This is a genomic window from Phyllobacterium myrsinacearum, assembly GCF_002980555.1.
Lineage (GTDB): Bacteria > Pseudomonadota > Alphaproteobacteria > Rhizobiales > Rhizobiaceae > Phyllobacterium > Phyllobacterium myrsinacearum.
In genome coordinates, this window is sequence record NZ_PVBT01000003.1 from 157,210 (window position 1) to 173,041 (window position 15,832).

Sequence of the window (15,832 nt, forward strand, 5' to 3'; positions counted from 1 at the left end):
TCTTGTTCCTGCTTGATCGAACTGGCGCGGACTTTTAAAGCACCCGCCTTCGGCGTCAATAGATGTGCTGTCGCAGGCGGCTTTCATGACCGGCAATTTTGCCGGTCCGGCGTGGATTCTGCGCTGGTGGCCGCAACCACGCGGCATCCTGTCCTTGGCATTTCCACCAAGGGTGGGGTAAAGGTTCTGGCGCTCAACCGGCGCAAGCGACCTGAAAAAGCAAACTGAGGCGTATATGGCCGACCACGGTCAACAGACACGACCCGATCCTGACAAGCTGCTGGAGCTGGCAACGCGCGAATCGCGCGGCAAGCTGACCGTTTTCCTCGGAGCTGCCCCTGGCGTCGGTAAAACCTATGCCATGCTGGTGCGGGCGCAGCGCCTGAAGGACGACGGCACGGACATCGTCATCGGCCTTGCCGAGACGCATGGGCGCGCGGAAACCGCCGAACTTCTTGAGGGGCTGGAGGTGCTGCCGCGCAAGCAGATCGGCTACAGGGACCGCACGCTGGAGGAATTCGACCTTGATGCAGCCCTCGCGCGCAAGCCAAAGGTGCTGGTCCTTGACGAGCTGGCCCACACCAATGCGCCCGGCAGCCGTCATCCGAAGCGTCATCAGGATATCGAGGAACTGATCTGGCAGGGTATCGATGTCTGGACTGCGATGAATGTCCAGCATCTGGAGAGCCTGTCCGACCTCGTCACAAAGATCACGGGCGTCACCGTTCGCGAGACCGTGCCGGATGTGGTCCTCAAGCGTGCCGATGAGGTGCTGCTGGTCGATCTGCCGCCGGCGGAACTCATTGCCCGGCTGAAGGAGGGCAAGGTCTACCTGCCCGGCAACGCCGAACGGGCAGCGCGGGGTTTCTTCAAGCCGGCCAACCTTACCGCCTTGCGCGAGCTTGCCCTGCGCCGTACCGCCGATCGCGTCGATGACCAGATGATCGACCTGTTGCGGCAAAACGCGATCGAAGGCCCTTGGGCCACCGGCGAGCGGCTGTTGGTCTGCGTTGGACCGGATAGCCTGTCCGAAAAGGTCGTCCGCACCGCAAGCCGCCTCGCCTCGGGCCTCAACGCCCGGTGGCTGGTGGTTTCACTGACCAAGACCAGCGATGCGGGCATGGACACGGCGGCAAACCAGCGGCTTGATGAAATCCTTGACCTGGCAGAAAGGCTCGGCGCGGAAACGCGGCGCGTGATTGCCCGGGACTTTGTCGACGAGATTTTCCGCATTGCCCGGCGCGAAAATGTGACACAGGTCGTGCTCGGCCGCCCGAAGGGCAAGCGCTTCTCCAACCCATTCCGGCGGTCGCTTCCCGACGAGATCGTCAAACGCTTCACCGATGTCGGCGTCCATATTGTCACCGGGGATGAACAGGACAAACCCTATGTGCCGCCGGCGCCGCAGAAGCGCTCGGCGCGCGATCTCGCCATATCCATCGCCATTCCGATAGCGGCGACGGCCGTGACGACGCTTCTGGGGCTTGGCGCCAGTGAAATCGTCCACCCGCAAAATCTTTCCATGCTCTACCTCGTTGCCGTTATCCTGTCGGCGATGTCGAGCGGGCGTTTTGCAGCCATCATTGCTGCCGGCCTGTCATTTGTTCTCTACAACTACTTTTTCATCGAGCCGGTCCACAATTTAAGCATTGCCAAACCGCATCAGCTGTTTTCACTGATCATCTTTCTCGGCGTGGCCCTGATGATCGGCGATCTCGCCGGGCGTTTGCGCGACCAGGTGGCGCGATCGCGCAATCAGGCAAAGAATACGCAGGCCCTTTACGAATTCTCGCGCAAGCTATCGGGCACAGCCCGGCTCGATGATGTGCTTGTGGCCGCAGCCATGCACCTGCATTCAACGCTTGGAACGGGTGTGGTGATCCTGCTGCCGGAAGACGGCGAGCTGTCGCTGCAGACCGCCTGGCCGCCTGATATGACGCTCGACAATACGGACATGACCGCCGTGCGCTGGGCATTTGAGAAGAATGAACGGTCCGGGCATGATACGGGGACGCTGCCGCAGATCGACTGGCTGTTCCTGCCGATCATGACGTCGCATGGTGTCGCCGGCGTGCTTGGCCTTTCCATGACCGAGCATCCCACCTCTCTGACGGAAAACGAAGACCGCATGCTGGTTGCCATTCTCGACCAGACGGCGATTGCCATCGACCGCGCCCAGCTGGTGCGCGAAAATGCCAAGACGGCGGCATTGCAGGAAAGCGAAAAACTGCACGCAGCGCTGTTCTCTTCGCTTTCGCACGACCTGAAGACACCGCTGGCCTCGATCACGGGGGCCGTCACCACGCTGCGCGAGCTTGGCAGCCGTATCAAGCCGGAAAGCCGGGACGACCTCCTGCTCTCCATCGAGGAGGAATCGGGGCGGCTGACCCGCTTTGTTTCCAACCTCTTCGATATGACCCGCATCGAAGCTGGAACGCTGAAGGTCAAGCACAGCCCCGTCGATGCCGCGGATATCATCATTTCATCGGTTGAGCGCATGAAACGGCTCAAACCGGGCGTTGCCATCGAGATCAGCATTGCTCCGGACCTTGCCACCGTCAGCGGGGATTCGTCCCTGCTTGGACAGGTGCTGTTCAACCTGCTTGACAATGCAGCCAAATATGGCGGCGATGGCCCGATTGCCATCTATGCCAAACAGGATGCGACTGAGGTGGCAATCAGCGTTACCGACCAGGGCAAGGGCATTCCGGCAAGGGATATCGACCGCATCTTCGAAAAGTTCTACCGTCGTGTCAAAGGCGATGGCCGGGCAGCGGGAACCGGCCTCGGACTGTCGATCTGCCGTGGCTTCGTTGAAGCGATGGGCGGCACGATCAAGGCGGAAAGTCCGGCAATCCGCAAGCGTGGCACGCGATTTATTATCCGGCTTCCTATTTTCGATGCAACCACGAGCGGAGACGCGCCATCATGAACGAGAACCGCATCCTGGTTGTCGACGACGAGCCGCAGATCCAGCGTTTCCTGCATCCGGCGCTGACGGCGTCGGGCTATGACGTCATCTCCGCCGCCACCGCTGCGGATGCCGAACGGCTGATCGCCACCAGCGCTCCCGACCTGGTCATTCTCGACCTTGGCCTGCCTGACAAGGACGGCAAGGAGGTCATCAAAACGGTGCGCGCTTTTTCCGAAGTGCCCATCATTGTCCTGTCAGCCCGCGACCGGGAAGTCGAGAAGATTGCCGCACTTGATCTCGGCGCCAATGACTACGTGGAAAAGCCGTTCGGCATCGGCGAGCTTCTGGCACGCGTGCGCACGGCGCTGCGCCAGAAAGTGGCGGGAACCAGCGTTCCCTCGCGCTTTGAAAGCAACGGCCTCGTCGTCGACATGGTCAAGCGGGTGGTGACGCTCAAGGGTGAGGCCGTGCACCTGACCCGCAAGGAATACCAGTTGCTGGTCCACCTCGTCCTGCATCCAGGGCTTGTCGTCACCCATCGCCATCTCCTGGCGTCAATCTGGGGAGCGGCCCATGTTGAAGATCTGCATTACCTCAGGGTTTTTGTCGGGCAGCTGCGCGCCAAGATCGAGGAAGATCCGAACCATCCGCACTTCATCCGCACCGAGCCCGGCGTCGGTTACCGGTTCATCGCGGAATAGGAACCGGCCGCAGCCTGAATTCCTGTCGACAATTGCCGCGAGCTTTGACAAGCTCCGGTCAATTCAACAGCAGATTCGGGAAACGCCCATGACCTCCTTTAGCGCGACGGTTCTATGGAACCGTGCTCCAGATGCCGCATTTACCGACAACAAATATAGCCGCGCCCATGTCTGGCAGTTCGACGGCGGCGCTGAGGTGCCCGCCTCCTCATCGCCGCATATTGTCCGCCTGCCCTATTCCGCAGCGGAGAATGTCGACCCGGAGGAGGCATTCGTCGCCTCGCTTTCCAGCTGTCACATGCTGTTCTTCCTGGCGGGTGCGGCCAAAAGCGGCTTCGTCGTTGATGAATACCGCGATGCGGCAAGCGGCGAACTCGGCAAGAACGAGCAGGGCAAGCTGTTCGTCAGCAAGGTCGTGCTCAAGCCGCATGTCCGCTATGCCGGCGCAGCACCGGACAGGGCAGCGGAAGAACACCTGCACCACGAGGCGCATGCGCAATGCTTCATCGCCAATTCCGTGCGTACCGATATAAGCGTCGACCTGGCTTAAGGAGAAAACATCATGTCAGACCTGAAAATCAGCGACGCGGTCAACACAACCTGCCCCTGGTCGGGCGATCCTATCAGCGAAGACAGTCTCACGCTCTACAAGGGTGCCGTTGTCGGCTTCTGCAACCCCGGCTGCCGCGATAAATTTGAGAAAGCGGTCAATCACTTCGAGGAAGCGCTGGCGCACAACAGACACGCAAGCGTCTGACTTTTCCAAGCCCTTTCGGGGTTCGGATCACGCGGTTTCGCAATGGCGTCCAAGCCTGATTGACAAACTCCGTCAGCGGGTTTACTTAAGCATATGCTTAACCAACAAACCCCACTCGATCTCATGTTTCAGGCGCTGGCGGATCCGTCCCGGCGCTTCATGGTGGAACGGCTCAGCCGCGGCCCGGCCTCGGTCAGCGAACTGGCGAAGCCTCTGACCATGTCCCTGCCCGCCGTGGTGCAGCATCTGCAGGTTCTCGAGAACAGCGGCCTGATCCGCACGGAAAAGGTCGGCCGGGTGCGCACATGCCACATCGAATGGGCCGCCATGCAAACGGCCGAGCAATGGATGGATGAACGGCGCAAATCATGGGAGCGCCGGCTGGACCGGCTGGGCGAGTTTCTGGCCGAGGACGGCAATCAATAACCGGAGCGAAGGCATGACGAAGAGATCTGTCAAACACGATACATTCACCATTGAGCGCAGCTATGCGGCGGCCCCGGCGCGCGTCTTCTTTGCGCTCAGCGACAAGACCGCCAAGAGCAAATGGTTTGCCGGCCCGGACGACTGGGGCGTCGCCCGGTTCGAGATGGATTTTCGGATCGGCGGCCGCGAGACCAACAGCGGCGGACCAAAGGGCGGGCCGGTGCATAGGTTCGAGGCCATCTATCAGGATATCGTCCCGGACCAGCGCATCATCTACAGCTATGACATGTATCTCGACGACAGGCGTATTTCCGTCTCGCTGGCGACGATGGAACTCAAGCCGGAAGGCACCGGCACAAAACTCGTCTTCACCGAGCAGGGCGCCTTTCTCGACGGATATGACGAGCCGGGACAACGCCAGCGCGGAACGGAAGACCTGCTTGACGCTCTCGGCGCATCACTGAAAGGCGCACCGGTCAACGCCTGATCCACCGTTTCCGGCCTCAGACCGGATCGCCGGAACCGGTGACGATGGTTTCGGCCGGTTCCGCCTTCATCCGCCCCTGCCGCTTCAGCTGCTGTTCGCGGAAGAAGATGAACAGGCCTGACGCCACGATAAAGCCCGAACCGATCAGCATGGGCAGGCGCGGCACATCGCCAAACACCAGCCAGCCGAACACGATGGCCCAGAACAGAAGCGTATATTGCAACGGCGCAACGGTCGCCGCATCGGCCATCTTGAGCGCCCGGTTGACCAGCATATGCGCCAGCATGGCGACAACGCCGAGCACGGCGAGCAGGACCAGATCCCTGGGGCTGACCGGCTTCCAGTCGAAATAGAGCGAGGCGGCGCCAGCAAGACCGGCACCGACAATCTGCCAGAACACCAGCGTCGTATCGGGCGTGCCGCGCAGCGAACGGCCGAGCAGCAGCATCAGGGCGAAGGTCATGCTGCCCAGAATCGAAATGATCGCCTGCGGCGTGAGGGCCTGCGACGACGGCTCCAGGGCAATGACGACACCGATGAAACCGACGATGATGGCGCTCCACCGGCGCCAGCCGACGGGCTCCTTCAGCACGAGCGGCGAGATCGCGGCGACATAGATTGGGGCGGCCAGCCAATAGGTCATGACATCGGCCAGCGGCAGATAGACGACGGCGAAGTAGAAGGCGAAAATCTCCGCCGTCGATGCGGCAACGCGGGCAAGCTGCAGGACCGGGCGGTCCACCTGCAGGATTTTCTTCGGCCCCGAATACCAGAGGAATGGCGCGAGAATGATCAGGGCGGCGACACTGCGGACAAAGACGACCTGACCGACGGAATAGGTCGACACCAGCCATTTGCCCATCACGTCGTTCAGGGCGAACATCAGCATGCCCAGCAGCATCAACAGGACGCCGGTGCGCGCCAGAGATGATTCGGGCGTTCCGGAAAGGGCAACCGGGCGGGCAGACATGGGAGCTTCCTCGATTCTGATCTTTTTCAGAATGGTTTGATTGATTTTCTCGCGCTAATCCAGTCGAAAACAGCAAACGCCACGCGTGCCCGCGAAATAGTTTCCAGCGACGACGATCCCGTCCCTTTTCACGGGCGGCGGTGCTCTGGCACAATTCCGAATTCAGGACTATAGATTTGCGCGACTGACATGTCTGTTCAGAGAAAGAATGTGCTTATGCCACAGGTTTCGCAGCTGTTCTTCAAATCCGCGACGGTCTTCTTTCTGCTCGGTATCATCATGGGGTTGCAAATGGGGATATCAGGCGATCATTCCGCCTTTCCTGCCCATGCCCATCTCAATCTTCTCGGTTGGGTGAGCAGCGCGATATTCGGCACCTACTACGCGCTCAACCCGGCAAAGGCCACCGGGCGCCTGCCAATGCTTCAATTCATTGTCTACACCGTGGGTATCGTCGTGATGATACCGTCGTTGTATTTCCTGTCGCTTGGGCATGCCGCGATGGAACCGCTGGTCGGCATCGGCTCGATGATCGTTCTCGCCGGCGTGCTTCTGTTCACGGTGGTGGTTTTTTCCAGGCAGGCCTGACAAGCATCCTAGGGCAAAAGCTTTTCCAGCTGCACCGCGCAGTCTCGAAGAGGCAGCGCGCTCTGGCTGGCCTTGGCCATTGCCATGGCGCCGGAATAGGCGGCAACCACCAGTGTGGCCAGCATCCCGGCCTGCCGGGATGCGAGGGCCGGGTCGTCATCCTGCAATCTTTGTGCAAGCACTCCAACCCAACGCTGGAAAATGGCGTTGGAAGCATGGCGAAAATCCGGATCAGCCAGCGAAAGCTCGACGGCCAGATTGTTGAGCGGGCATCCCGTCACCGCCTGATTACGCTCGAGTTCGCCGGCCACCGCGGAAAAAAACGCCAGAACGCCGGTCTTGAGCCGGTCTGCCTGCAGCACGGGCTCGATCGCGGTGGTGTTGACCTCACGCGCCACCCGTTCTTCGATCACGGCCAGCCCAAGGGCCTTCTTGGTGGGAAAATGATGATGCAGGGCGCCGCCTGTCGCCCCGGCCGCCTGAACGACATCCTGAACGCTGGTCGAATGATAGCCGCGCCTTTGGAAAAGGTCCGCCGTTACATCGAGAATGCGTGAACGCATCCCCTGCGGATCATTGATCCTCTTCGGTTTTCCAACGGAATCCTGCGCCATCTCTATCCCTTCCTACCGCTGCAGACTAACAAGTTGACAAAAACAGGACAACCGGTTTTATTAAAAACAGGATGACCGGTCTGTTTTATGAAAAGGATCGAACGAGATGTCTCAATTGCCATTAAAGGCTGTTCAACCGACCGAGGCGACGGGGAGGCATTTCAATTCCATCGTCGAACTCAGGAGCTATACGCTTCATCCCGGCCGCCGTGACGACCTCATCGACCTGTTCGACGCCCATTTTCTCGAGAGTCAGGAAGCCTGCGGCATGACCATTATCGGCCAGTTCCGCGATCCCGGCGATCCCAACGCCTTTGTCTGGCTGCGTGGCTTTCAGGACATGGCAACCCGGCACGAGGCGTTGACCGCATTCTATGACGGTCCGGTCTGGAGCGCGCATCGCGACAGGGCCAACAGCACCATGATCGATTCGGACAATGTACTGCTGCTTCATCCCGCCGAACCATCCAGCGGGTTTGCCCTTCCCGCCGCCCGGCCGGCATCTCCGGCGGAAGTCGCTTCAACGACAGTGTTTCAGGTGGCCATCTATGCACTCAACCAGCCTGCGGACCAGGGTTTCTACAGCTATTACAGCACGTCTGTCGCACCGTTCCTGCGCGAACGGGGCGACGAGCCGGTTGCCGTCTTCACATCCGAGCATGGCGAAAACACGTTCACCCGCCTCCCCGTACGGGAGAATGAAAATGTTCTGGCGGTCTTTTCCCGGTTTGACGATGAGCCCGCATACAGAGCGTATGGGGTAGCACTGGAGAGCGATGCGGATTGGCTGTCCGAACAGGCACGGCTTGGCGCCTATCTCGCCGGCAAGCCGCTGGTAACGTGCCTGCAGCCGACCGTGCGCTCGCGGCTGCGTTGAGGCGGCCGCCATGTGCTGTGCACAGAATTCTGAAATCAATGAAGATTTGGTGGAGCCAAGCGGGAAATCCATCTGGCTTCCCATAACCCAACCTTTTCAGGTACTTATGATACATCGCCTATAGTCGGGTATACCAGAATTGTTACCAATAAAACAAGCCAATTTAGTATTACAGAATTACATTATTCGGCGCGTGCTTTGGGAAGACACTCGCATCTTTTTCTTTCACAGCTGAGCGGTTTCGTCGCACTAAAAGAAAACCTGCGGTACCCGACAAACCGGAAGAACGGTTATTCGGAATGGCATTCACGCAGGCTTTTGAAGCGATATGATTGTTTCTGTACGCATTCGCTTACCAAGTTGCGATCCCGTAATTGGCAAATACCTATTGGTACTTGGAATTTCGCGCTCATATACGCCTTTAATCTCCAACCCTGTCGCAACCGCAGCACTAATAACGGCTTGAGAATTACGTATAAAAACTCCCTTCAAGCAGGAATTTCCTACAACGAAAATTCCCGTGCCTCTCGGTTTCAAAACGCGTTCAACTTCTGAAAGCGAACGGCCCATGTCGTCGACATAGCGGAAAATCATATTACGATCCCGTTGAGGAAGATTTTGCAAATCTCCCATCTCCAGCATCACTTCGTCATTGTTCAAAGATGACGCTTTATCTGAAAGTGATTTCTCCGCTCCTATACTGCCAGAGCGAATTATCCGGAGTTCCGATATTGTATACCCTAACCAAACAAGCGCTAATTTATGCCCTCGCATATAATCTATGGCGTTAAGATATGGTGGAGATGTTACAACAGCATCAACAGAACACTCATCCACGTCCAAAAGGGAACGAGCATCTCCTATAAAAGCTCTTCCGCTCCCGATCTGAGAGACTTCACTTAGCCTCTTTAGAATTTGGTTAACCGCTTTCTTAAATCCGCCGAATACGTCAAAATCATTCTCCTGAGTTACTCGATGCGGGCGGCTGTGTGACGTGTCGCGAGCCAAAGATGCTGCACGCTCTTTCGTTACTATTATTCTGCTAAGCCCTAACTTTAACACATCTACTACTGCCGCAGAGTGCTTGCATATCGATATAGCGTAAGAAAGACGTCGCAGTTCTTGCTTCTGTCGTTCCGCGAACCAAAAGTCGACAAACTTTAACGTTTCTTCATCGTTATCCAACCATTGAAGAACAAACGAGTTATTGGCCAGAGACATCGCCGCATCGACGATCGATGACAATGCTTCTGTCGCCTCAGCTACATCTGCTTTTGACGCCCATACGTTACTCATCAAAACGGCTAGAGGATCGACATCATAACCGATTGCTGAGTGGCCAAACTCGATTGCTTGTCGCAAAACAGTGCCGGAACCGACCATCGGATCGAGGACAACAGAATTACTTGGCAGATCGCCCATAGCCCGAAACGCCAGTTCTGGCGCCATTCTTGCGGGAAATGGATGAACTGGCTTTATCATACGCTCGTCTCCTGATCGGAATGCAATTTCTCAAGTTGCGCCGCTACTGCTGCTGCCACGCGTTCTGCCGATGCATTTACAACAATTTTGTCATCGGTTATTCCAATGAGATCAGGCACCAAAATTTGCAAACCTCTTACAAGATTTATTACGTCGCTATCTCGTACGGTTGCAACGCCTAACTCTTCACGACACGTGTAAGCAACGGTAGATGCAGCAAGCACATCGGGAACCTTGCCTTTTAAGGCCTCCAAGGCTCGAATAAATACATCTATTGTTATTTTTCGCCCCTCGCTAAGCGTTTCTGCAAGTTTATCAACCCATTCAGTGAGTAATTTCGGATCCCTAAAGCCGAACATCTCTCGGAGTTTGGGAAGCGGTATTGCGCCGTATTCGACGGTATATTCAAGAAGTCGGCCAAGATCACTTGCTTTTATCGGAGTTATATTTCCGATCTCTGTGCAACGAGTTATCAAAGCACCCTCGCTAAACCCAGGCGCCACAACTAAAGCGTAATCCGCAGCGTAGCGCTTTCGGTGCTCGTTAATTCCATCAAGGCTAAGATTACCGGTTTTTGCAGTCTCACCCTTCGAGGACTTTGCATCGAATGTGAAGCTAAAAAGCGGCGGCTTCGGGTTTGCCTCGGTTGGATCTTGGTAGGTCGGATAGGGATAAGCACTCGCGATCCCCTCGGGTTCTCCAGACTTAGCCAGATCTCGGACAGTGAAACCCAGATATTGCAGAGCTTCAGAGACTGCCTTTTCGAGGCGCTGGCTATTTTCGCTTTCGTGTTGAGTTTGGAGCAAAATTTTCGCAATATGAGTCCCAGACTTTCGTGACTGAAGCGCTTTAAAACGCAGTAATTTGTCACGGTATTCCCTCAGATCTTCAATCATCTTCGGTTCAATACCGATATTTACCGCATAAACGTCAGATAGAAGATTAACCATCGCGATAGTTCTAAGGAGCTCTTTCTCTGCTTTGGTTCTTGAATGTTCAGCGACAAACGGATGATCTTTATTTACAACAATTGTATTGTCAGAAATTCTGAACTTAGCAAAACTTTCGTCCCCGGTCTTCTCGTACTTAATTTGCCCAAGAGCATTTCTAATATTATCTGACGTGTTCTCCCGCCAAGAGTCACGTTTTTCCTCTCGGTTCACGATGCCGGTTTCATCAAACAAACCCGTTACAACCGCCTTGGATTGCAAAGTATCCGAAACAACCGTCCTCAATGGATTAAGCGAAAGAACTCCAAGGGATTGAACCAATACGTCGCCACCATCAGGCATCGCTGATTGAGGATCACTGTCATAAAACGTACGAGCTTTATTGAACGCCCTCCTCAAGAAAGCTCTAAATATACGAAGCTCGCGCTTATCTAAGAACTGTTCGCGATTGGTCGTTAGAAATGGATTTAGGTCATCAGCCCGAACTGCCATTCGAAATCTCGCCCAAGCAGCGTGACTTAAGTTCTGTTCTCCAAAGCTTGGGTCATTCTGATTTACGACACGGCCAAGAACATTAACATGGAAGCCATTGGAGGCACCTCGCTCGTCGCTTTTACCTCCACTAATTTTATCCTCAAACAAATAAACCGTACCTGTAACGCGACCTATTCCAGGTATTTCAGCATGAGGATACGGCGACGAATGTAACTTAATTGTGATCTTTTCAGCCTCCGCCGACTGGGATGAGTCAGCAGCACTCGTCTCAAGTTCAACGCTATCAAAATCCAGTTCCGGACCGATTACCCAAGTCTTCAATCTAGGAGTATTTACCTTTGACGAGATTAATTTCTCACCATTAATCTGGATGCTCATCTCAGCTCCGAATGGCAGCGCTGATACCAACATCCTCCGCAAGGTCCCGAGCTTCAGCTCTCGCCCAGCGGGTTTTAATTCCGATAAAACGACAAGCGTCCAAGTTTGCTTTCTGTCTCGATCTAAGCTCGAAGAAGGAGCGCGGAATTCTTCCAACTCGAGATCAGCATCCTCATCCCCTGAGTTACCTAATGTAGTGTTCAACTTTTCGCTAATTAACTTCTTTATTTCCTCACCTCCCTCGATGTTATCGAGAGATTGATCAACCGTTTCTTGTGTAACTTCAAATACATCCAGGTCTATTTCGCTAATCAGACGATCAGAAGTTTTATCGCTTGTTTTTTCGACGGCAGAGTAATCCATGGTTACGCGGCGAATTATACCGTCTTCTGCTTTACAAATATAAGTCAATTTATTTGCAAGAAGATACGTTGCAAGTTTTCCAATACCAAACTTGCCAACTACTCGCCTTCCAAATTGTTCAGGCCGACTTCTTTTCGGGGAAAATGCAATGTGCCAAAGTGTCTTTAACCCCTCCAAATCCATGGACGAACCATTGTCCAAAACGCACATAGTCGCACTGGATGTAGAGAGATCCACGGGAATGCGGACATCGACCCAATCGGCACCCGCGTCCCATCCATTTGAGATTAGCTCTTCAAATGCTTTTTGGGGCGATGAATACAACTGTTCGCTAAAATGCTCGAGAAATCGAGTGCCGATCTCAACCGAGATCTTTTCTTTTAAACTACCGATTTCATCTGGCAGCTTGCCTGCCGTGACCGTATTGGCGTCCATTCAGTCCCCCCAAATTAAAACGCATGCCAAGACAAGCTTAGCGAAAGCGAAATTCCAAACACCTTTATCCTATTCGCGGTTAGCCTGACCACTGGCATTTGTCACTTTTAAGGGGAGAGCTAACTTAAAAAATAGAGCTCTTATATCTTGAACATTGCCCTTGATAATGAAGAGTTATCCAAGTTGTTGATTGACGGTAAGCGCTGTTCTGGTCCCACTTCGTATGACCGATTGACAGCATCGCTTGACGTTCATCGAGGTCAACAGCGATATTCTGACCGAGAGGAAACCCGCGTGATGCATTCGGATACGTCGATAAAGCCAGACTTTGAACGCGAATGGTCTTCATTCCACGCCAATCGAAGGCCATTGGGCTGGATGCTTCGATCGGACAAGTCGTTGGCATGGGTCCGGTTTCATTCGTTACCGAACTCAAAACGATATCCGGAGAACGAAGCCGAGGAAGGCATTATCCTCAGTCGAGCCTATAGCCTCGGGAATGCGACATTGGGAACGGATGCCAGTTGCTGGCAGATTGAATGCCGCGCAAAAGAGGTAAACTCACCATATTGGAATGCTCCTGTGGGCGGCACAACAGCAACGACATTTGCTGATGACGACGAGACGCAGTGGTGTGCAAATGTTTTAGAAACTCACTGGCGGCAAGGCACCCTAGATTGCATTTTACTGGCAATCGCTAACGATAAGACGGGACCGACGATGTGGATGGACCGGAAAACCGGAAGGATTTTTGCTCCATACGATGGCGGTTTCGACCTGTTGGTGTCATCGCCAGAGGAGGTTGAGCAGTTGAGGGTACGGTTTGGCGATTGGCTGTCTGATCATCCCGAAGGTCTGTGAGAGACCAGCCCATGACCTGCCGCATCAGGTGATGGATTTGCTTTTGAATGTCCATGGCAAAAAGCTCGTCAACCCCGCTTTGCTTGTGGCCGTTGACGATGGCGGCGAGCATGTTGGTCAGATAACGATCCGGGCCGAATAAACAATTCGTCAAGGATGGCTTCGCGCGGCTTGATTGCCACAAAGCCAATGACAACACTTTCCCGAACGGCGACTGTCACGTTCCAGCCCGCGACAATCTCCAAGTCGACCGCGCTCGTAGCTCGCTCAAAGTCGGCATAACCAGAGGGCCAACACCTTCTAGGCTTGCGCTGCTATGCCAAATCTCGGCAATCGCATCACATTCGTTACCGATTAATGATCGAAGTTCGCAGGACCGATTTTCTTCGTGCATGGCTTTTTCCAGCAGCCTGAGGACGAACAAAGCAACGTCCTCAAACATGCACAAATGACACTGACCTGACGTGTATTGGCGGAAACGAAGGCAATGGCCATCGCCCAGATTTCGGACTGCGATCTTTCAATGGAAAAAGAGCCATGAAGAACAATGAAAACAAGCTGGAAAACTTTGGGTTCAGCCGAACAAGGGCCAGACCCCAATCAACGCGACACTAGCGACAATAGCCAGCAACACATAGCGAGTGATTTTGAAATGGCGTGCTGAGATTAAATCTTCTGCCTGCAACTGTTCGCGAGCGGCCAGATATTCGGCACGAGACAGGCGACCGGTTACATTGGCAATCCTCAATCTCAGAACATGTTTGGATGCAACGTTTGTGCACTGCCGCGCAGGATCTTGATCAAAGGCACACAGTTGCTCGATGCTAACAGCTGCGGATTTAACAGATGGCTTGTTTAGCGCATCCGGTTTTTCTGCCTGCATTTCGTCCGCTACGCGTTTGCCTGCCACAATGATTACCCCAGTAATTACCGACCCTGTATAATCCGTAATATAATTCCAGCTTATTGCAATTATATTACGGATTGTTGGTTTATAGTAATTGCACTCACTGCTGCACACAGGCGTAGCCACGTACACACTGATGTGGAGTGTGGCATGGACGATCTTCGGACGAGATTTGGACGTTTGGTTGCTGTTCATCGGCGTAAAGCCGGTATGACACAGGATGCGCTTGCCGAAGCTGCAGGTGTCAGCGTGGACATGATTTCAAAGATTGAGACGGGTGCGTCGGGTGCGCGGTTTCCTCTGATTGAACGCCTTGCTCAGGCGCTAAGTGTTGATCCAGCCGAATTTTTCACAGCAGAGCTGCCGTCGCAAACAAATCGTAATCCACTGCTCAGCTCAATTAATGTCACTCTAGCGGGGCTGGACCAGAAAAACCTACTCTGGATCAACGGCCTTATCAAAGCAGCGCTAAATCAGAAGAAGTGACTACAGCAAGCGGCCGATGGCAGCATCGGTGAACAGATCGGTATCACGGATGTATCGGGCAAGGCTTGCTTCGGCTCGATGACCAGTGGTTTGTCTAATCTTATGGCTCGATGCGCCAGCCTGAGCAGCAGATGTAGCAAAGCCCGCTCTAAGCGAATGACCGGAAAACGGTAATGGGTCATAACCCGCATCGTAAATCCTTGTCTTTACCACAAAGCTTACGGCCTCTCCTGAAATCCTGCTTTTCGATATTTGACCGTGTTTATTAATCCTCACGAATATGGGGCCGTCATGTTGATTAAGGAGATCAAGCCAAGCTTTTAACGCGCCTACAGGACAATGCCGGGTTCTTCCGAATGGAACCGCAATTTTTCTGCCTTGGGCCTCTTGATCGGTTTTCGAACGGCGCAATGTGGCTAGCACTCCTTTAGAGACAAATTCGACATCCTCAATATTGAGTAAAGCAATTTCTGATCGTCGCATGGCGGTAGCAAATCCAAGCAACAGCAAGGCTCGATCCCGAATGTCTTTGGAACGATCTCCCAATTTATCGAGCATTGCGAATAGGTCATCGCGCAAGATTGCCGCCGCCTGTCTTTGCGCTATGCCATGCATTCGGCGGATACCGCGCATGGTTGATTTCACCAATTCTGATTTCACAGGATCTTCAATTCCAAGTGTACGGTGCGCCTTGGACAGGGAAGCGAGCCTACGCTGGATAGTGGCGACAGCGTATTGGCCTGCCATCTCTGCTAGATAATTGGCGACGTCGTGAGGTGTTGCCGGGATTACCCGATTAGTGGCTTCAAAATGCTCCATATCTGCCCTGTAGGCGCGTTTTGTATTATCGGAGATGGAATGAGAAAGAAAAGACTGAACCCTCGTGGAGGGCCCGATAAGATAAGAGGTTTCAAAATTGCAATTAATTGCACTAGAGGCAGTATGATTTTGGGTTGTGCAATTAATTGCAATTTTTGCTGAGACCGGTTCAGAAATGCGTTTCACGGAACCATCAGAGGTTAACAAAGTGGAAGACAAATGATCCTCAGTCAGTTTCTGACGATTATTTATGATCCGGTGCGAAAGCTCGGAATTTCCTGCAATGTGCGGAATACGCAACGGGATAGCTCCATCCACCATA

Annotated in this window: 17 protein-coding genes; 11 read left to right on the forward strand and 6 right to left on the reverse strand. The window is 54.3% G+C overall.

The annotated features are described in order from the left end of the window. Positions 1–12: 12 nt before the first annotated feature. The 7 genes from C5750_RS11425 to C5750_RS11455 all read left to right on the forward strand — a co-directional run bounded on the left by C5750_RS11425 (position 13) and on the right by C5750_RS11455 (position 5,285). Entirely contained in the window at positions 13–228 is a 216-nt protein-coding gene (locus tag C5750_RS11425) for a hypothetical protein (protein WP_105734032.1), read from the forward strand. Positions 229–235: 7 nt separating this feature from the next. Further along, positions 236–2,932, forward strand: coding sequence for a sensor histidine kinase (locus C5750_RS11430; RefSeq protein WP_105734033.1), 2,697 nt, complete (start codon positions 236–238; stop codon positions 2,930–2,932). Beyond that, positions 2,929–3,615 (forward strand): response regulator, encoded by a 687-nt coding sequence (locus tag C5750_RS11435; RefSeq protein WP_105734034.1) that lies wholly within the window; start codon positions 2,929–2,931, stop codon positions 3,613–3,615. Before C5750_RS11430 ends, C5750_RS11435 begins: the two co-directional genes overlap by 4 nt. A gap of 88 nt (positions 3,616–3,703) precedes the next feature. Further along, entirely contained in the window at positions 3,704–4,165 is a 462-nt protein-coding gene (locus C5750_RS11440; protein ID WP_105734035.1) for an OsmC family protein, read from the forward strand. A 12-nt stretch (positions 4,166–4,177) separates the two neighbouring features. Further along, positions 4,178–4,372 (forward strand): eL24 family ribosomal protein, encoded by a 195-nt coding sequence (locus C5750_RS11445; RefSeq protein ID WP_105734036.1) that lies wholly within the window; start codon positions 4,178–4,180, stop codon positions 4,370–4,372. Positions 4,373–4,465: 93 nt separating this feature from the next. Further along, positions 4,466–4,798, forward strand: a complete 333-nt coding sequence (locus C5750_RS11450) for an ArsR/SmtB family transcription factor (RefSeq protein WP_105734037.1) — start codon at positions 4,466–4,468, stop codon at positions 4,796–4,798. A 13-nt stretch (positions 4,799–4,811) separates the two neighbouring features. Further along, on the forward strand, positions 4,812–5,285 hold the full coding sequence (locus C5750_RS11455; RefSeq protein ID WP_105734038.1) for an SRPBCC family protein: 474 nt from the start codon (positions 4,812–4,814) through the stop codon (positions 5,283–5,285). A 16-nt stretch (positions 5,286–5,301) separates the two neighbouring features. Here the strand turns inward: C5750_RS11455 and C5750_RS11460 are convergent, their stop codons facing one another. Further along, complete coding sequence (locus tag C5750_RS11460; RefSeq protein ID WP_105734039.1) at positions 5,302–6,255, reverse strand: DMT family transporter; 954 nt, start codon at positions 6,253–6,255, stop codon at positions 5,302–5,304. Positions 6,256–6,471: 216 nt separating this feature from the next. Here C5750_RS11460 and C5750_RS11465 point away from each other — a divergent pair, with 216 nt between their 5' ends. Then, positions 6,472–6,843 carry a hypothetical protein gene (locus C5750_RS11465; RefSeq protein ID WP_105734040.1) on the forward strand — a complete coding sequence of 124 codons (372 nt, stop codon included), beginning with the start codon at positions 6,472–6,474 and terminating at the stop codon, positions 6,841–6,843. A gap of 8 nt (positions 6,844–6,851) precedes the next feature. Here C5750_RS11465 and C5750_RS11470 read toward each other — a convergent pair whose 3' ends face one another. Continuing rightward, positions 6,852–7,457, reverse strand: coding sequence for a TetR/AcrR family transcriptional regulator (locus C5750_RS11470; RefSeq protein WP_105734041.1), 606 nt, complete (start codon positions 7,455–7,457; stop codon positions 6,852–6,854). Positions 7,458–7,563: 106 nt separating this feature from the next. Between C5750_RS11470 and C5750_RS11475 the strand changes: the two genes are divergently transcribed. Next, positions 7,564–8,334 (forward strand): NIPSNAP family protein, encoded by a 771-nt coding sequence (locus C5750_RS11475; RefSeq protein ID WP_105734042.1) that lies wholly within the window; start codon positions 7,564–7,566, stop codon positions 8,332–8,334. A 306-nt stretch (positions 8,335–8,640) separates the two neighbouring features. Here C5750_RS11475 and C5750_RS11480 read toward each other — a convergent pair whose 3' ends face one another. Both C5750_RS11480 and C5750_RS11485 read right to left on the reverse strand, forming a co-directional pair. Beyond that, positions 8,641–9,816 carry a hypothetical protein gene (locus tag C5750_RS11480; RefSeq protein WP_105734043.1) on the reverse strand — a complete coding sequence of 392 codons (1,176 nt, stop codon included), beginning with the start codon at positions 9,814–9,816 and terminating at the stop codon, positions 8,641–8,643. After that, entirely contained in the window at positions 9,813–12,437 is a 2,625-nt protein-coding gene (locus C5750_RS11485) for an ATP-binding protein (protein WP_105734044.1), read from the reverse strand. The genes C5750_RS11480 and C5750_RS11485 overlap by 4 nt, the downstream gene beginning before the upstream one ends. A gap of 297 nt (positions 12,438–12,734) precedes the next feature. Here C5750_RS11485 and C5750_RS26375 point away from each other — a divergent pair, with 297 nt between their 5' ends. Continuing rightward, positions 12,735–13,298 carry a DUF3885 domain-containing protein gene (locus tag C5750_RS26375; RefSeq protein ID WP_110003310.1) on the forward strand — a complete coding sequence of 188 codons (564 nt, stop codon included), beginning with the start codon at positions 12,735–12,737 and terminating at the stop codon, positions 13,296–13,298. 574 nt (positions 13,299–13,872) lie between these two features. On the opposite strand, the gene C5750_RS11495 is transcribed toward C5750_RS26375, so the two are convergent. Beyond that, on the reverse strand, positions 13,873–14,208 hold the full coding sequence (locus C5750_RS11495; RefSeq protein ID WP_130502078.1) for a hypothetical protein: 336 nt from the start codon (positions 14,206–14,208) through the stop codon (positions 13,873–13,875). Between the two features lie 147 nt (positions 14,209–14,355). On the opposite strand from C5750_RS11495, the gene C5750_RS11500 reads away from it, so the two are divergent. Beyond that, on the forward strand, positions 14,356–14,691 hold the full coding sequence (locus tag C5750_RS11500) for a helix-turn-helix domain-containing protein (RefSeq protein WP_105734047.1): 336 nt from the start codon (positions 14,356–14,358) through the stop codon (positions 14,689–14,691). Here the strand turns inward: C5750_RS11500 and C5750_RS11505 are convergent, their stop codons facing one another. Continuing rightward, positions 14,692–15,831, reverse strand: coding sequence for a site-specific integrase (locus C5750_RS11505; RefSeq protein WP_245421088.1), 1,140 nt, complete (start codon positions 15,829–15,831; stop codon positions 14,692–14,694). Position 15,832 lies beyond the last annotated feature (1 nt).